Origin of the sequence: Cupriavidus malaysiensis, assembly GCF_001854325.1 — a bacterium.
Classification (GTDB): domain Bacteria; phylum Pseudomonadota; class Gammaproteobacteria; order Burkholderiales; family Burkholderiaceae; genus Cupriavidus; species Cupriavidus malaysiensis.
The window spans coordinates 559,240-576,369 of the sequence record NZ_CP017754.1 but is presented as its reverse complement, the minus strand read 5'-3'; the positions used below and the strand labels follow the sequence as shown (position 1 = coordinate 576,369).

Sequence of the window (17,130 nt, the reverse complement as noted above, 5' to 3'; positions counted from 1 at the left end):
GCCGCCAGCCACCGACCCGAGGCCCGACATGATGCGCATCCTCCCCTTCCCCGCCGGCAGCCTGCGCCCGGCCACCGGCGCCGCAGCCCTTGCCGCGCTGGCCCTGCTCGGCGGCTGCGCGCTGACGCCCGGCCGCCCCACCATCAGCTACGATCTCGGACCTGCCGCGGGCGCGCCGCCTTCGGCCGCGACGGCAGGCACGGCCCCTGCCGCGCATGCGCTGCCACCGCTGCGCGTGACCCAGACCGACAGCCCCGCCTGGCTCGACAGCAACTCCATCTTCTACCGGCTGCGCTATGCCCAGGTCGAACGCCTGCAGCCCTATGCCACGCAGCGCTGGGTCATGTCGCCGGCGCGCCTGCTCGACGAACGCCTGCGCGAGGCGGTCGCCGCGCGCGGCACGCTGGCCTGGCAGGGCAACACCGGCGCGCCCGCGCTGCACGTCGACCTGATCACCTTCGAGCAGGTCTTCGACGGCGAGAGTGCCAGCCACGGCCTGATCCGCGCGCGCGCCACCGTGTACCGCGAGCGCATGATCGGGCAGAAGACCTTCGTAGTGGAGCAGCCCGCGCCGACGCCGGACGGCGCCGGCGGGGTCAAGGCGCTGGCCGCGGGGTCCGACGCGCTGGTCGGGGCCATGCTCGACTGGGTCGCCACCCTGCCGCTGAACTGAGGACGGCCGGGATGCCGAGGATGCCGTGATGGAAACCGTCCCGCCGCCCGCGCCGCGCGGCGACGACGCGGTGCCCCGGCACTCTCCGCTGGCACGCGTCGGCCTGCTGTGCTTCACCTTGCTGGTGATCTACGCCAGCCTGTACCCGTTCAGCGGCTGGACCGGCAACGGCATCGCGCCATGGGCCTACCTGACCGCACCCAAGCCGCGCTACATCACCAGCTTCGACCTGCTGACCAATGTGATGGGCTACAGCCCCTTCGGCGCGCTGGCGGTGCTGGCGCTGTACCCGCGCGTGCGCGGCGTGCCGGCGGTGCTGGCCGCGCTGGCGGCAGGCACGGCGCTGTCGGCGGTGATGGAGGGACTGCAGACCTGGCTGCCGACGCGCATCCCGTCCAATATCGACCTCGCCACCAATGCGATGGGCGCGCTGCTGGGCGCGGCCCTGACCGCCCCCTTCTGCGCCGCGCTGATCGACCGCAGCAACCTGCGCCGGCTGCGCCTGGCCTGGTTCGAGCCCTATGCCAGCTTCGCCATCATCCTGGTCCTGCTGTGGCCGTTCGCACAGATCTTCCCGCAGGAACACTTGTTCGGCATGGGCGCGATCGTGCGCGAGTGGCTCACCGACCCCGACTCGTGGCCGATGCAGGTGCTGCAGTCGGTGGTGCCGGCGCTGGCCGACTGGCAGGCCGACATCGGCCTGGGCCCCGACGACATGCAGAACCGCCAGTTGCTGGAATCGCTGGTCACCGCGCTGAGCTGGGTGGGCACCGGGCTGTTCGCCTCGGTGGCGATGCGCCGCCATGCGCCGATGCTGCGCATCCTGACCGCCTTGCTGGCCGGCGCGCTGCTGCTCAAGGCAGCCGTGGCGGAATTGCAGTTCCCCGACGACACGCCCTTCAACTGGCTGTCCGAAGGCGGCCGCTTCGCGCTGCTGACGGGTTCGCTGGTGCTGGCGCTGCTGCTGCAGCTGCCGCGCTGGCTGCGTGGCCTGCTGGCCCTGCTGGCGCTGATCGGCCTGGTGCTGCTGACCAACCTGCTGCCGCCCAATCCCTATGCCTGGATCTCGGAGCAGGGCTGGCGCATGGGCCGCCTGATCCATTTCAACAGCCTGGCCCAGTGGCTGGGCTGGGTCTGGCCCTTCGCGGCGGCCAGCTACCTGGTCTGGCGCTTCGAGCAGTTCAACCTGGACCGCCACGCGCTGCGCCGCGCCAGGCGCCAGGCCAGGCGCAAGGCCGCGGCCGCGGCGGCGGCACCCGGCACCCCGGACACCCCGGACACCCCGGACACCCCGGGCGAGCCTGGCGAGCCGAACCGTCCGCCGCGCGACGCTCAGTGAGTCTGGCCGCCCTGCTCGCGCACGTCGACCTCGGTCGCCAGCGCCGTCTGCACCATGCGGCGCAGGCCCGCCACCAGGAGCGGCAGCGCCATGCTGGGCTGGCCCGGATACTGGGCGGCCTGTTCGGGCAGATAGGGAATGTGGATGAAGCCGCCGCGCGCCCGCGGCGCGCCTGACATGCCTGGCGCGCCTGACGCGCCTGACGCGCGCGTGGCGAGCAGGTGCATCAGGCCGTAGAAGATATGGTTGCAGACAAAGGTGCCGGCGGTCTGCGACACCGCGGCGGGGATACCGGCCGCGCGCAGGTCGCGCACCATGGCCTTGATCGGCAGCGTGGCGAAATAGGCCGCCGGCCCGCCCGCCACGATGGGCTCGTCGATGGGACGGGCACCCGCGTTGTCGGCGATGCGCGCGTCGTCGACATTGATCGCGACGCGCTCCACCGACATCTCGCTGCGCCCGCCCGCCTGCCCCACCGCGATCACCAGCACGGGATCGAGCGCGTCGATGGCCTGCGCCATGGCGTCGATGGCGGCACCGAATACGCAGGGCATCTGGCGTACCGCGATGGCGGCATCGCCGAAGCGCTCGCCGTCCAGCGCGCGCACCGCCTCCCAGGATGGATTGATCGGTTCGCCCTCGAAGGGTTCGAAGCCGGTGAGCAGGACGGTAGGCATGATGGACCTCGCTGGGCAGTCGGGTGGTCTCAGGGGATGTCGGCCGGTGTCTGCTGATGTCTGCTGATGTCGGGTGGGGCGACGGAGGCGATGCGGCGGGACCCGCCCGCCGCATCGCCTCGCGTCACATCAGCTCACATCGCATCACATCAGGAAGTAGAGCAGCGCGATGTTGGCCACCAGGATCGCCAGCGCGGTCGGCACCTGCGCCCGGATCACCGCGTTCTTGTCCTGCAGTTCCAGCAGCGCGGCCGGCACGATGTTGAAGTTGGCCGCCATCGGCGTCATCAGCGTGCCGCAGTAGCCCGAGAACATGCCGATGGCCGCCATCACCGCCGGATTGCCGTTGAAGGTGCCGACCAGGATGGGCACGCCGACGCCGCCGGTCATCACCGGGAAGGCGGCGAAGCCGTTGCCCATGATCACCGTGAACAGGGCCATGCCGACGCAGTAGACCGCCACCGCCACCAGCTTGTAGTCCATGTTGATGTAGGCCGTGGTCAGGTGCGCGACCGCCTTGCCCACGCCGGCGTCGGCGAACACCAGGCCCAGCATGGCCAGCATCTGCGGCAGCACCAGCGCCCAGCCCAGCGACTCGGTCAGCCGGCGCGATTCGCGCACGCCCTGGACCACGCTGTCGCGTGTCAGCCAGCACACCACGGCCAGCGAGACCAGGCAGCCGATGCCAAGCGAGACGAAGGTCACGTTCTTCGGATCGAGCAGCGCCAGGCCGGCGATCTTGACGTCCTTGAACAGCACCGTGCCCAGCACCGTGACCACCGGGATCAGCAGCGCGGGAACGAACAGCTTGTTGCCCAGGCGCTTGGCGCTGGCGCGGCGCTCGGCCTCGGGCAGCGTGTCGTGCTTGCCCAGGCCCACGCCGCCGAAACCGGCGATCAGCGCCATCAGCACGGCACCGGCGCCGACCACCGCCGGCGGCAGCTTGTCGCCGACCAGGAAGACGGCCGCATACAGCAGCCAGAACAGGCCGGTGGTGAAGCGGCGCGGATGCGTGCGGTCGGCGAAGGTCAGCAGCGCGGTGATGGCCAGCACCAGTCCGGCCAGCCAGTAGAGGTAGTCGATGGAAATGATCATGATGGCTTACTCCCCGCTCTTGGCCGTGTGCTTGGCAGCGCTGCCGTTACCGTTACCGCCAGCGGCGGCGGCGGCGGCGCGCTGGCCGCCCAGTTCACGCTCGAGCCAGCCGTCCAGGCGCCTGAGCCGCACCGAGTGGATCAGGAAGGCGCACACCGCGGTCGGGATGCCCCACACAGCGATGTGCAGCGGTTCCACGTCGATGTTCGACGACAGCAGGAAGGTGTGCATCAGCGCGATGGCACCGAAGGCCACGAAGATGTCCTCGCCGAAGAACAGGCCGACGTTGTCGGTGGCGGCGCAGAAAGCCAGCACGCGCTGGCGCACCGGTTCGGGCAAGGCGCCGAAGCGGTTCTCCGCCGCGCCCTCCGCCATCGGCGCCAGCAGCGGGCGCACCATCTGCGGGTGGCCGCCCAGGCTGGTCAGGCCCACCGCCGCGGTCAGTTCGCGCACGCCGAGGTAGACGATCAGCAGCCGGCCCACCGTGGCCGAGGCGATGCGCGAGATCCACGCCTGCGCGTGCTCGCGCAGGCCGTGCCGTTCCAGCAGGCCGATCACCGCCAGCGGCAGCAGGATGATCAGCGGCAGGTTGCGCGCCTTGACGAAGGCAGTGCCGATCGCGCTGAGGATCTGCACGACCGGCATCGAGGCGGCCAGCCCGGTGACGATCGCGGCGATCGCCACCACCATCATCGGGTTGAAGCGCAGCACGAAGCCCAGGATGATGACGCCGACCCCGAGCAGGGGCCAAAGATTGACTGCGTGTTCCATGTGAGACACCAGTAAGGAGGGAGGAAGCAGGCGCAGCGCCCGCCCGACCTGCAAAGCGGGCCGGCAGGGGTGCGCGCCGCGGGGGGAGCCCGGCAGCCGGGGCGGGAGGCGCTGGCGCGCCCCCTGCCTCAGTTGCCGGCGCGGATCGCGATGCCCTCGGCGCCGAGCCGTTCCCGGATGCGGCGCGCGAAGGCCAGCGCGTGCGCGCCGTCACCGTGCAGGCACACGGTCTCGGCGCGGATCGGTACCCAGCTGCCGTCGATGGCGCGCACGCGCTGCTCGCGCACCATGGTCAGCGTCTGGTCGAGCGCGACGGCCTCGTCCTCGTGCAGCGCGCCGGGCGTGCCGCGCTTGACGAGCGAGCCGTCGGGGTTGTAGCCACGGTCGGCGAACACTTCCTCCTTGACGCGCAGGCCGGCCTCGCGCGCGACCTTGACCATGGCGCTGCCGGCCAGGCCGAAGAAGACCAGGTCGGAGTCGAAATCGCGTACCGCGCGCACGATCGCCTCGGCCAGCGCCGGATCGCGCGCGGCCTGGTTGTAGAGCGCGCCGTGCGGCTTCACGTGGGCCAGCTCGCCGCCCTGCGCGCGCACCATCGCGGCCAGCGCGCCAATCTGGTACAGCACGTCGGCGTACACCAGCTCGGGGGCGCGCTGCATCTCGGTGCGGCCGAAATTCTCGCGGTCGGGATAGCTCGGGTGGGCGCCGATGGCCACGCCGCGCTCGATCGCCCAGCGCACCGTCTGCAGCATGGTGGCGGCGTCGCCCGCGTGCCAGCCGCAGGCCACGTTGGCCGAGCTGATCAGGCTGAGCAGCGCCTCGTCGTTATCGCAGCCTTCGCCCAGGTCGGCGTTCAAATCGATCTGCATTGCCTTGCTCCTTCGTACTTTGTCGTCCGCGGTCGTCCTTCGACGCCGTCCAGTCCGTATCCGCCGCGCCCCGTTCAGGCCGCGGCACGTGTCTGCGCGCGGCGGCGCGCTGCAATGTCCATGCCGCCCTCCTGCCAGCGCAATGACTGCGCCACCTGCTGCAGGTAGCGCTCCAGTTCCGCCTGCGCCACGGCAGCCTCCGCCAGCGTCGCCGGCACGAAGCGCAGCGACGCCCCGAGCGGCACCTGCGCCAGGCGCCACAGGTCGGCGCCGATCACCACGCCGATCTTGGGGTAGCCGCCGGTGGTCTGCGCGTCGGCCATCAGCACGATGGGCTGGCCGGCCGGCGGCACCTGGACCACGCCCGGAAGCACGCCGTGCGACAGCAGGTCGGCGTCGCGGCCGGGGGTGCGCGCCAGCGCCGGACCCTGCAGGCGCATGCCCTGGCGGTTGCTGTTGGGCGTGACGGTCCAGGCCGACTGCCACAGCGCGTCGCGCGCGGCCTCGTCGAACGCCTCGTATTCCGGCCCCGGCAGCAGGCGGATCGGCCAGGCCCGCTCCAGGCGTGCGCGCGGCATCGCCCAGGCCGGCGCGGCCACGCCGCGCGCGGCAGCCGCCGGCTGGCCCGGGCCGGCCGCCGCCAGGCGGTCGCCTTCGCGCAGCGCGCGCCCGGCGAAACCGCCGAAGCCCGCCTTCAGGTCGGTGCTGCGCGAACCCATCACGAGCGGCACGTCGATGCCGCCGGCCACGCACAGATAACTGCGCGTGCCGCCCTGCGCCGCCGCCAGCACCAGGGTGGCGCCGCGGCGCACATCGAAGGCATGCCAGGACCAGACCGGCTCGCCGTCGAGGTGGGCAGCGCAGTCGGCGCCGGCCAGGGCCACGCGCAGGTCGGCATGGAAACGCAGCGCCGCGCGGCCCAGCGTGAACTCGATGGCGGCCGCCCCGCGGGGATTGCCCAGCAGCAGGTTGCCGGTGGCGAGCGCCATGCGGTCGAGCGCACCGGACAAGCCCACGCCGACATGGCGGAAGCCGCTGCGGCCCAGGTCCTGGACCGAGGCGAGCGCACCGGGGCGCAGGATCTCGATCACGCGGCCACCCGCTCGGCGATGAAGCGCAAGGTATCGCCGGGCGCGAACAGCGAAGGCGGATCGCGGCGCGCGTCGAACAGCGCGCTGTCGGTGCGACCGATCAGCTGCCAGCCGCCCGGCGCGCTGGCCGGGTAGATACCGGTCTGCTCACCGCCGATGCCGACCGAACCGGCCAGCACCGCCAGGCGCGGCTCGCGCCGGCGCGGCGTGGCCAGCGCGGGGTCGAGCCCGCCCAGGTAGGCGAAGCCGGGCTGGAAGCCGAGGAAATAGACCACGTACTCGCCGGCGGTGTGGCGGCGCACCACTTCCTCGGGCGCCAGCCCCGTATGGGCGGCCACCTCGGCGAGGTCGGGGCCGTCCTCGCCGCCGTAGCGCACCGGGATCTCCACCAGCCTGCCCACCGCCTCGCGCGACTCGCCGGAGGCCCAGGCCAGCTTCAGGTTGCGCTCCAGCGCCTCGGCATCGGCCTCGGCATCGAACACCAGCATCAGGTTGTTCATGCCCGGCACCACGTCCACCACGCCGCGCCAGCCGACCGCCCGCTGCGCCATCGCCCAGATGCGGCGCTGGACGTCGAGGGAAGCCGGCGGCGGCACGCTGCACAGCAGCGCCTGTTCGGCCAGGCGGTGAACGGAACATCGGGTCATGGGCACATCGCGGTGAAGGGCCTGCCTGCAGTCTAGGCGGCAGCACAGCAGTCGTCAGGCAGGACACCTTCCCGACCGGCATGCCAAGCGAATCACATCCGTTTAATTGACAATTTATCGATAAATTAATCATAACGAAATGATGACAAGGTGGGGCTAGGGATTGACCCTAGCCCCCGGCCCTGCCGTCCGGGCAGCGCTTCGGCACGGCGCACGCCGTGGGTGCAGGGGGCTTGGAGGGCGAACCGGGCTGGTGCGCGGCGCGCGGGCACGACTCGCCACCCGGGCCCGCGCAGGCGCGCACGGCACCCGGATGGTGCAAGCGCCCATGTCCCGGGCGGTCGGCCCGGATCACGGCGCTGGATGGATCAATCGGAAAACAATGCCGCGGACGTTGCGTCAATGCAACAGCCGAAGGCGGAGTGGGATCTGGCGGGGTGCCTGATGAGGGGTGCGATCAGGGACACCGTGCATCACGGCATCGCGGCATCACGGCATCGCGGCTGTCGGCGGACAGTGCCAGCCGGCACGGCGAGAAACGGGGAGAGAGACCGGGCAGGCCCGGCGAGGCGGCAGGCCCCGGCGCACACGGCGCGCCGGGGCGCGGGGGATCAGGCGAAGCCGGCCTGGTGGGCCTGCTGGTCGGCGTGGTACGAGCTGCGCACCATGGCGCCGACGGCGGCATGGGTGAAGCCCATCTTGTAGGCCTCTTCCTCGAACATCTTGAAGGTGTCCGGATGGACGTAGCGCAGCACCGGCAGGTGGTGGTTCGACGGGGCGAGGTATTGGCCGATGGTCAGCATGTCGATGTCATGCGCGCGCATGTCGCGCATCACTTCGAGGATTTCCTCGTCGGTCTCGCCCAGGCCCACCATCAGGCCGGACTTGGTCGCCACATCCGGGCAGCGCTGCTTGAACTCCTTCAGCAGCGTCAGCGAGTGCGCATAGTCGGCGCCCGGGCGCGCCTGCTTGTACAGGCGGGGCACCGTTTCCAGGTTGTGGTTCATCACGTCCGGCGGGCAGGCCTGCAGGATGTCCAGCGCCTTGTCCAGGCGGCCGCGGAAGTCGGGCACCAGCACCTCGATGCGGGTCACCGGCGACAGTTCGCGGGTCTGGCCGATGCAGTCGGCGAAGTGCTGGGCGCCGCCGTCGCGCAGGTCGTCGCGGTCGACGCTGGTGATGACCACGTAGTTCAGCTTGAGCTGGGCGATGGTGCGCGCCAGGTTGCCCGGCTCATTGGTATCGAGCGGGTCCGGGCGGCCATGGCCCACGTCGCAGAAGGGGCAGCGGCGCGTGCACTTGTCGCCCATGATCATGAAGGTGGCGGTGCCCTTGCCGAAGCACTCGCCGATATTGGGGCAGCTCGCCTCCTCGCACACCGTGACCAGGTTGTTGGCGCGCAGGATGTCCTTGATCTCGTAGAAGCGCGAATTGCCGGTGGCCGCCTTGACGCGGATCCACTCCGGCTTCTTCAGCTTCTCGGCCGGCACGATCTTGATGGGGATGCGCGCAGTCTTGTCCGCCGACTTCTGCTTGCGGGTGGGATCGTACTGGGTCTGGGCTTCGGGCTGGGGGGCCGCCTGGCCTTGCGGGGCCTGGCTGGAAGGGGCGCTCAGGGCGTCGCTCATGATGTTCTCCGCACGCATTCGGCGTGCCAGTTCTGTTCGGTCTGCGGCCGCTGTGGCCGGTTCAGGGTTCGGGTCGGTGACACGGGGCCGGGATCCGGCTCAGGCCTCGGCCGCCTGTGCAGCCGGCACGGCCTGCGCCGCCAGGCTGCGTGCCTGTGCCGCTGCCAGCACCTCGCACAGTGCCGTGGCCAGGCGCTGCGCCACCTCGCCCTGCCGCGCCGCCCCGACAGGCTGGCGCAGCACGCCGCCCTGCCCGTCCGGCAGCGCGACGGTCGCGCCGGCACTGGCCATGTCGACCGTTTCCAGGCCGGCGTAGCCGCAAGGATTGATGCGCAGGAACGGCGCCAGGTCCATCTGCACGTTCAGGCTGACGCCGTGATAGCTGCAGCCGTTGCGGATCTTCAGGCCCAGCGCGGCGATCTTGGCGCCGCGGTGCGGCCCGTCGGACAGGTAGATACCGGGGGCGCCGGACTTGCGTTCGGCGGCCAGATTATACGCCGCCAGCGTATCGAGCACGGCCTGCTCGATCGCGTGGACCATCTCGCGCACCATCAGCTTGCGGCGGCGCAGGTCGAGCAGCAGGTAGGCCACCACCTGGCCCGGGCCGTGGTAAGTGATCTGGCCGCCGCGATCGATCCGCACCAGCGGAATCGACGGGTCCGGCGCCAGCAGGTGCGAAGGATCGCCCGCCTGGCCGAGGGTGTAGACCGGTGGATGCTCGACCAGCCAGATCTGGTCGGGAGTATCGGCATTGCGCGCGTCGGTGAAGGCGCGCATCGCGTCGAAGCAGGGCTGGTAGTCCTCGCGGCCCCGCTCGATGACTTGGATTTCGTGCATGCCGCCAGTGTAGCGAAAAGGGCGTGGGCGCGCCGGCCCAGGCCCCGCCGGCCACCGCGCGAGGCGGCCGGGACGGCCCGGGGGGTGTGGCCCAGGCGTCTCAGGTGGGACTCAGGTGGGGCTCAGGTGGGGCTCATGAGGCTCAGACGGGGCTCAGGCGACCTTCGGATCGTCCTGGGAAGGCGTCCATTCGGTGCCGCGCACCAGGCGCCGCACGATGCGGTACAGGGCATGCGCGACGTCCGCCAGGGTGGCGGCCGGCTGGCGCGCCTCGGCCGCCAGCGCCAAGCGCACGGCGCGTGCCGCGCGCGGATCGACGCTGAGGACGAGCTGGTCGCCGTGCGCCAGTTGCAGGCTGCCGCCGCAGCGCAGCCAATAGTCTTCCGAATCGTTCTCGCGGGTCAGCCACAGGTCGATACCCGCCGCGTCCTCCACATGCAGCCGCTGGGCGGCGTGGATCGACAGCGACGCGACTTCACCGGGGGCGAGTGTGAACTGGGTCGTTGTGAGCAGGGCTTCCATGATGTTCTCCGCACGGCAGGCACCGGCATAGCGCGCCGAAACTGGACTGGTCCATTTGCCTGATCAGTTTTTCCAGGCATTTTCGCTATCGGTGCATTGGATTCTAGTGATTGCCGGCGCACCCTCAAAACGATATATTTTCCGTCTACTTGCTAAATTTCCTCACATAAAAAGAGGGACCGCCATGGCCTGGAAGAGCGCTTCGGAAAAGGACCTGCCGCGCGGCTGGCATCGTGAACTGCCCCGCCTGCCGGCGCTGGGCGCGCTGCGCGCCTTCGAGGCGGCCGCCCGCCATGAGAGCTTCTCGCGGGCCGCCACCGAGCTGTTCGTCACCCATGGCGCCATCAGCCACCAGATCCGCGCGCTCGAAGCCGAACTGGGCCAGCCCCTGTTCGAACGCCACGGCAAGCGCGTCAGCCTGACGCCCGGCGGGCGCGTCTACGCCGAGCGCGTGCGCGACGCCCTGCTGCAGATCGCCGACGCCACCCGCGTGCTGCAGGCCGGCAAGCGCGACAAGCGCCTGACCATCAGCACCATGCCCTCCTTCGCCGCGCGCTGGCTGACGCCGCGCATCGGCAGCTTCATCGAGCGCCATCCCGAACTCGACGTCGAATTGCTGTCCTCCAACAGTCTGGTCGACTTCGCACGCGAAGAGGTCGACCTGGCGCTGCGCATGGGCAGCGGCGACTATCCGGGCCTCTATGTGGAAAAGCTGCTGGACGACGTGTTCTTCCCGGTATGCAGCCCGCAATTCAACAGCGGCAAGCTGCCGCGGACGCCGCGCGAGATGGCCGGGATGCCCCTGCTGCGCGGCGAAGGCGATCCATGGCGGCCCTGGTTCGAGGCCGCCGGCCTGGACCTGCCCGAACCGCGCAAGGGCCTGCTGCTGGAAGACTCCTCGCTGCTGCTGCAGGCCGCCGCCGAAGGCCAGGGCATCGCCCTGATCCGCTCCTCGCTGGCCTATAACGACCTGCTGTCCGGGCGGGTGGTACGGCTGTTCGACGTCAGCATTCCCTGCCCTTGGCTGCTGTATTTCGTCTGTGCGCCGGGCACGCTGGAACTGCCTAAGGTGAAGGCGTTCCGGGAGTGGCTGTTGCCGGAGATGGCGGCGTTTCGGGAGGTGTTGAAGCGGTGGGAGGGGTGAGTTTCGGGGGTGTTTGGGCGCCGGTGATTTAGGGCTTGTCGTGTGGGTTCGAGCGGTGTCGGTTTGCGAGGCAACGGCCTGTTTCGGCTCTCGTGACTCTGTGCTTGTCTTCGGGTGGTGTTGGTATGCGTGGCAACAGCCTGTTTCGGCTCTCGTGACTCTGTGCTTGTCTTCGGGCGGTGTTGGTTTGCGAGGCAACAGCCTGTTTCGGCTCTCGTGACTCTGTGCTTGTCTTCGGGTGGTGTTGGTATGCGTGGCAACAGCCTGTTTCGGCTCTCGTGACTCTGTGCTTGTCTTCGGGCGGTGTTGGTATGCGTGGCAACAGCCTGTTTCGGCTCTCGTGACTCTGTGCTTGTCTTCGGGTGGTGTTGGTATGCGTGGCAACAGCCTGTTTCGGCTCTCGTGACTCTGTGCTTGTCTTCGGGCGGTGTTGGTATGCGTGGCAACAGCCTGTTTCGACTCCCCTGCGGGGAGCCGACTTACTTTCTTGGTCTCGCCCAAGAAAGTAAGCAAAGAAGGCGACCCGGGTGCGGCGAAACCCCCTCGCGAATTGGCCCCGGCCGCCGCGCCCGTCCGAACTCGCGGCCTGCGGCCGCTCAGACAGCGGACGGGCTTCATCGGCGGCCGGGGCCAATTCGCGAGGCGCCGCACACGGGAGGGAAAGGCCAACCGTTGGTCTACGAGCGGGCTCGCTTTTGCGTGACGGCCTGGTTGGCTGAGCCTTTGTGTTCGGCCAGCGAGCTGGCCGAACACCCCCCACCCGAAGCGAAGCGAGGCGTGGCATCTGTTCCCTGCCGTGTGCGGCGCCTCGCGGGCTGGGGCAAAGAGCGGAAAAGAGGGCCCCCTGTCTGAGGATCGCCTTAAGGCGATCCGAGTTGGGGCCCGGCCGCTCTTTGCCTCAGCACGCGAGGGGGGGTTGAGCCGCACCCGGCGCGCCTTCTTTGCCTACTTTCTTGGGCAAGACCAAGAAAGTAGGTCGGCTCCCCCGCAGGGGGAGTCGAAACAGGTCGTTGCCTCGCAAACCAACACCGCCCGAAGACAAGCGACAAGGCATCAAGTCACGAGTGCATTGGTGTGCGGCCAGCAAGCTGGCCGCACACTCCCCACCCGAAGCGAAGCGAGGCGTGGCGTCTGTTCCCTGCCGTGTGCGGCGCCTCGCGTGCTGGGGCAAAGAGCGGATTAGAGGGCCCCCTGTCTGAGGATCGCCTTAAGGCGATCCGAGTTGGGGCCCGGCCGCTCTTTGCCTCAGCACGCGAGGAGTCTTTGAGCCGCACCCGGCGCGCCTTCTTTGCCTACTTTCTTGGCAAGACAAGAAAGTAGGTCGGCTCCCCGCAGGGGAGTCGAAACAGGCTTTTGCCTCGCAAACCGACAACGCCAGAACCCACACGACAAGCGTCAAGTTACGAGAGCCGAAACAAGCCCTCCAACCCACTCAATCCTCATCCTCCTGCCCCACCGCCGCAGCCGGCCCCTCCCTCTTCGCCCGCGGATGCGCTCGGTCATAGACCTTGGCCAGATGCTGGAAATCCAACGCCGTATAGATCTGCGTGGTCGCCACGCTGGCGTGCCCCAGCATCTCCTGCACCGCGCGCAGGTCGCCGGAGGATTGCAGCACATGGGTAGCGAAGGAGTGCCGCAGCATGTGCGGATGCACATCGGCCGGCACCCCGGCCCGCAGGGCATGCTGCTTGAGACGCAGTTGCACGGTGCGCGCCGGCAGGCGCCGGCCGCGCGCGCTGAGGAACAGGGCGGCGGCGTCGGCTGGCGATGCGGCGGGTGACAGCAGCGTGTCGCGCACGGCCAGCCAGGCGCGCAGGGCTGCCATCGCCTTGCTGCCGACCGGCACAGTGCGCCGGCGCGAGCCCTTGCCGATCACGGTGACCTCGGCGCCGGCCAGGTCCAGCCAGCCGGCCGAGCGGTAGTCGCCGTCTTCCGTATAGCGCAGGTCGAGCTGGACCAGTTCGGACAGCCGCAGCCCGCTCGAATAGAACAGCTCGAACACCGCCTGGTCGCGCCGGCCTTCGGCGCCGTCGCCGGCCGGGTGCTCGACCAGGGCCACCACCTGGTCCACCGCCAGCGCCTTGGGCAGCGGCTTGCCCATCTTGGGCGCGCGCACGCCGTCGACCGGATTGGCCTCGACGCCGTGGCCATGCAGCGCCGCCCAATGGAAGAAGCCGCGCCAGGCCGACAGCGTGCGCGCAATGCTGCTGCCGGCCAGGCCGCGGCCGTGCAGGCGCGCGGCCATGGCGCGGATGTGGCGGGTCTGCAGGGCCGTCAGCGCCACCCCCGGCGCGTGGCGGGCCGCCTGGGCCTGCAGCACGGAGAGGTCGCGCGCGTAGTTGGACAGGGTGTGGGCCGCCAGCTTGCGGCCGGTGGCCAGCCAGTCGAGGTAGGCGAGGACCAGCGGGGCGGGAGGGGAGGCGGGGGGCGCCGCGGTCTCGGGTGCTGCCTGGACCTTGGCGCGGGTGGTGGGCTTGCGGGTGGCCATGCCGGGAGCGCGTGGTGGCGGGGATGGGGGCGGGGACGGTGCCGGCGCGGCCCGTCCCGCTCCGCCTCAGTCGCGCAGGCGTGCCAGCGCGGCGCCGGCGACTTCGCCGATGCGGGTCAGGTAGGCCGTGCCCATGCCTTCGTGGAAACGGCGCGCGTCGGGCGAGCCCAGCACCAGCAGGCCGAAGGCCGGGCCGGCGGCGGCCTCGCGCGCCGGGGCGCGCAGCGTCACCATGGCCAGCGAAGCGATGTCGTCGCGCTCCAGCCACGCGGCCGCTTCGAAGCCGCTGTTGGGACCGCAGTACGGCGCGCGCAGGCCGTCGGCGAACAGGCGCACATCGTCGTGGATGCCCTGCGCCACCTCCATGTGCTGGTAGGGCTCGGCCAGGCCCCACAGCCGCAGCGCCACCGCCGGCACGTCGAAGGCCTGCTGCAGGCCATCCTGCACCGCATACGGCAGCGCATGCGAGTCGACCTCCGCCAGCAGGCGCAACTGCCACCCGTGCAGGCGCTGCTGGGTGCGGTCGTTGTCGTGCCCGTGCCGGACCAGGTCCGCCAGGCGCAGCTCCAGGCCCTTGTTCTTCTCGCGCAGGATCTCCATCTGGCGCTCCTGCAGCGAGACCGCCCGATGGCTGTGCGGGCTGGTCAGCTGCACGGTCGCGAGCAGCTCGGCATGCTCCTCGAAGAACTGCGGATTGGCTTGCAGGTAGGCGGCGACGTCTTGGGCGTTCATGGCGTTCTGGCTGGTGGTCTCGCAGGAGTTTAGCAATATCGTGCCGGCGCGCGGCGCTGGCCGCCGCGCCGGTTGCCGTCAGCCCAGCTTCTGCTTGAGCAGCGCGTTGACCTGGGCCGGGTTGGCCTTGCCCTTGGTCGCCTTCATGGCCTGGCCCACCAGTGCGTTGAAGGCCTTTTCCTTGCCGGCGCGGAATTCCTCGACCGACTTGGCGTTGGCAGCCAGCACCTCGTCGATGATCTTCTCCAGCTCGCCCGAGTCGGACATCTGCTTGAGGCCCTTGGCGGCGATGATGGCGTCGGCATCGCCGCCCGCCTCGCCCGCCCACATGGCCGGGAACACGTCCTTCTTGGCCGTGTTGTTCGACACCGTACCGTCGGCGATGCGCTGCAGCAGCCGGGCCAGCTGCGCCGGCTTGACCGGCGCGGCTTCCAGCGCGATGCCTTCGCGGTTGAGCTGGGAGGCCACGTCGCCCATCAGCCAGTTGGCCGCCGGCTTGGCATTGGCCGCGCCGGCCTCCGCCACCACCGCCTCGAAGTAGTCGGCCATGCCGCGCGAGGCGGTCAGGATGCTCGCGTCATAGGCGGGCAGGCCATAGTCGCCGGTGAAGCGCTGCTGCATCGCGGCGGGCAGCTCGGGCAGCCCGCTCCGGACGCGTTCGATCCAGTCGGCGCCGATCTCCAGCGGCAGCAGGTCGGGATCGGGGAAGTAGCGGTAGTCGTGCGCGTCTTCCTTGGTGCGCATCGCGCGCGTCTCGCCGGTGTCCGGATCGAACAGCACGGTGGCCTGCTGGATCTTGCGGCCGTCCTCGATCTCGGCGATCTGCCACTGCACTTCGTACTCGATGGCCTGCTGCAGGAAGCGGAACGAGTTCAGGTTCTTGATCTCGCGGCGCGTGCCGAATTCCTTCTGGCCCAGCGGACGCACGGAGACGTTGGCGTCGCAGCGGAAGCTGCCTTCCTGCATATTGCCATCGCAGATGCCCAGCCACACCACCAGCGAGTGCAGCGCCTTGGCATAGGCGACCGCCTCGGCCGCGCTGCGCATGTCGGGCTCGGTGACGATCTCCAGCAGCGGCGTGCCGGCGCGGTTCAGGTCGATGCCGGTCATGCCGGCGAAGTCCTCATGCAGCGACTTGCCCGCATCCTCCTCCAGGTGGGCCCGCGTCAGCTGGATGGTCTTCTCGTAGAACTCGCCCTTCTTGCCCTCGACCTGGACCGTGATGGCGCCGCCCTGCACCACCGGGATCTCGTACTGGCTGATCTGGTAGCCCTTGGGCAGGTCAGGGTAGAAGTAATTCTTGCGCGCGAAGACGCTGCGCGGCGCGATGGTGGCGCCGATCGCCAGGCCGAACTCGATGGCGCGCTCGACCGCGCCGCGGTTGAGCACCGGCAGCACGCCCGGCAGCGCCAGGTCAACCGGCGAAGCCTGGGTGTTGGGCGCCGCGCCGAAGGCGGTGGAGGCGCCGGAGAAAATCTTGGAGGCCGTCGACAGCTGCGTGTGCGTCTCGAGGCCGATCACCACTTCCCATTGCATGGCGGTATTCCTGTTCGTATCTTGATCTTGACTATCGTTCGTTCCGCCCGGGCCATCCGCCCGCGCGGCGTCTTCATTCGTGTCTTCGTGCGCGTCGCCGCCGGCGCTCAGGGCTCCTCGGCCGCCAGCCAGGCATCGAGCTGCAGCAGCGCCGCATCGCGCGCGGCCGGATCGCCGCCCACCGTGACGCCCTTGCCGGGCCGGGCGCCGCCAGGGACGTCTCGGCGCAGGTGCAGGGCATCGCTGCCATCGAAGCCGTGGTAGGCGCCGGGAAAGATCTGCAGCTGGAAGCGCACATCCGGCTGGCGCGCCTTCACCGCGTCGCGCAGCATGACGCAGCGGGTGGCGGGCGTCCAGTCGTCGGCGCCGCCGATCATCAGCAGCAGCGGCGAGCGCAGCCGGAAGTCGCGCTGCTGCAGCGCCTGGTTGCAGCCCGGGTAGAACGCCACCGCGCGCTCCACCGACGGCGTGCCGACAGGCCAGCCGCGGCTGCCGTCGAGCGTGGCCAGCACCGCCTGCGCGCCGTTCGACCAGCCCAGCAGCACGATGTGCCCGGCGTCGACGCCGGGCTGCTGCGCCACCCAGCGCAGCGCGGCCAGCACATCGGCGCGGCGCGTGGCGGCGTCGATGGCGCGGCTGTCGAAGCGCTCGCTGCAGATGCCGCGCGGCTTGCCGCGCGCGCCGAAACTGTCCGGCATCAGCACGGCGTAGCCGCGCGCGGTCAGCCAGCGGGCGTAGTCGCGGTAGCGCGCGTCCAGCGCCGACGCCGACATCTCGCTGCGCCGGTACAGGCCCGCGCAGCCGTGCAGCGCGACCACCACCGGCTGCGGCGGCGCATGCACGCCTTCGGGCTCCGACGGGCGGAACCAGTAGGCGGGCAGGTCCGGCTCGCCGGGCGCGCCGGGCAGCTGCAGCGCCTGCACGGCCGGCCCCGGCGCGCCGGCATGGGCGTGCGCGTGGGCCGCCGCCGGCTCCTGCCACCACACCAGCGCGCCCAGCAGCGCGGCGACGCTCCCGCCCAGGCGGAGCAGGCGGCGCCACGGCGTGGCGGCAAAGCAGGATCGGCGGGCACCCATCGTTG

16 protein-coding genes are annotated in these 17,130 nt (G+C 70.4%); 3 read left to right on the top strand and 13 right to left on the bottom strand.

What is annotated here, in order from left to right; all coding sequences use genetic code 11:
* The first annotated feature begins 28 nt into the window (after window positions 1-28).
* The gene (locus tag BKK80_RS02370) at window positions 29-673 is read left to right on the top strand and encodes an ABC-type transport auxiliary lipoprotein family protein (protein ID WP_071010699.1); all 645 of its coding nucleotides are present in this window, start codon (window positions 29-31) and stop codon (window positions 671-673) included.
* 28 nt (window positions 674-701) lie between these two features.
* Window positions 702-2,012, top strand: a complete 1,311-nt coding sequence (locus BKK80_RS02365) for a VanZ family protein (RefSeq protein WP_157903152.1) — start codon at window positions 702-704, stop codon at window positions 2,010-2,012.
* On the opposite strand, the gene pcp is transcribed toward BKK80_RS02365, so the two are convergent.
* From pcp to BKK80_RS02320, 9 genes are all read right to left on the bottom strand, one after another.
* Entirely contained in the window at window positions 2,006-2,689 is a 684-nt protein-coding gene (gene pcp, locus BKK80_RS02360) for a pyroglutamyl-peptidase I (protein ID WP_071068560.1), read from the bottom strand. The genes BKK80_RS02365 and pcp overlap by 7 nt on opposite strands.
* Window positions 2,690-2,833: 144 nt before the next feature.
* Entirely contained in the window at window positions 2,834-3,784 is a 951-nt protein-coding gene (locus BKK80_RS02355) for a DUF979 domain-containing protein (protein WP_071010696.1), read from the bottom strand.
* Window positions 3,785-3,790: 6 nt separating this feature from the next.
* Complete coding sequence (locus BKK80_RS02350; RefSeq protein ID WP_071037613.1) at window positions 3,791-4,555, bottom strand: DUF969 domain-containing protein; 765 nt, start codon at window positions 4,553-4,555, stop codon at window positions 3,791-3,793.
* A 128-nt stretch (window positions 4,556-4,683) separates the two neighbouring features.
* The gene (pxpA, locus tag BKK80_RS02345) at window positions 4,684-5,424 is read right to left on the bottom strand and encodes a 5-oxoprolinase subunit PxpA (protein ID WP_071068559.1); all 741 of its coding nucleotides are present in this window, start codon (window positions 5,422-5,424) and stop codon (window positions 4,684-4,686) included.
* A gap of 74 nt (window positions 5,425-5,498) precedes the next feature.
* Window positions 5,499-6,515, bottom strand: coding sequence for a 5-oxoprolinase subunit C family protein (locus BKK80_RS02340; RefSeq protein ID WP_071010693.1), 1,017 nt, complete (start codon window positions 6,513-6,515; stop codon window positions 5,499-5,501).
* Window positions 6,512-7,162, bottom strand: coding sequence for a 5-oxoprolinase subunit PxpB (gene pxpB / locus BKK80_RS02335; RefSeq protein ID WP_071068558.1), 651 nt, complete (start codon window positions 7,160-7,162; stop codon window positions 6,512-6,514). Before pxpB ends, BKK80_RS02340 begins: the two co-directional genes overlap by 4 nt.
* Before the next feature lie 611 nt (window positions 7,163-7,773).
* A complete protein-coding gene (gene lipA, locus BKK80_RS02330) occupies window positions 7,774-8,790 on the bottom strand; it encodes a lipoyl synthase (protein WP_071070637.1) in 1,017 nt (338 codons plus the stop codon).
* Between the two features lie 99 nt (window positions 8,791-8,889).
* On the bottom strand, window positions 8,890-9,627 hold the full coding sequence (gene lipB / locus BKK80_RS02325) for a lipoyl(octanoyl) transferase LipB (RefSeq protein WP_071037614.1): 738 nt from the start codon (window positions 9,625-9,627) through the stop codon (window positions 8,890-8,892).
* A 153-nt stretch (window positions 9,628-9,780) separates the two neighbouring features.
* Complete coding sequence (locus BKK80_RS02320) at window positions 9,781-10,149, bottom strand: DUF2917 domain-containing protein (protein ID WP_071068557.1); 369 nt, start codon at window positions 10,147-10,149, stop codon at window positions 9,781-9,783.
* A gap of 184 nt (window positions 10,150-10,333) precedes the next feature.
* On the opposite strand from BKK80_RS02320, the gene BKK80_RS02315 reads away from it, so the two are divergent.
* A complete protein-coding gene (locus tag BKK80_RS02315; protein ID WP_071010689.1) occupies window positions 10,334-11,293 on the top strand; it encodes a transcriptional regulator GcvA in 960 nt (319 codons plus the stop codon).
* Window positions 11,294-12,725: 1,432 nt separating this feature from the next.
* On the opposite strand, the gene BKK80_RS02310 is transcribed toward BKK80_RS02315, so the two are convergent.
* From BKK80_RS02310 to BKK80_RS02295, 4 genes are all read right to left on the bottom strand, one after another.
* Window positions 12,726-13,781, bottom strand: coding sequence for a tyrosine recombinase XerC (locus BKK80_RS02310; RefSeq protein WP_071010688.1), 1,056 nt, complete (start codon window positions 13,779-13,781; stop codon window positions 12,726-12,728).
* 66 nt (window positions 13,782-13,847) lie between these two features.
* Window positions 13,848-14,513, bottom strand: a complete 666-nt coding sequence (locus BKK80_RS02305) for a DUF484 family protein (RefSeq protein WP_071010687.1) — start codon at window positions 14,511-14,513, stop codon at window positions 13,848-13,850.
* Between the two features lie 78 nt (window positions 14,514-14,591).
* Window positions 14,592-16,049, bottom strand: a complete 1,458-nt coding sequence (gatB, locus tag BKK80_RS02300; protein ID WP_071010686.1) for an Asp-tRNA(Asn)/Glu-tRNA(Gln) amidotransferase subunit GatB — start codon at window positions 16,047-16,049, stop codon at window positions 14,592-14,594.
* A 107-nt stretch (window positions 16,050-16,156) separates the two neighbouring features.
* Window positions 16,157-17,125, bottom strand: coding sequence for a dienelactone hydrolase family protein (locus BKK80_RS02295; RefSeq protein ID WP_071010685.1), 969 nt, complete (start codon window positions 17,123-17,125; stop codon window positions 16,157-16,159).
* Window positions 17,126-17,130: the final 5 nt, after the last annotated feature.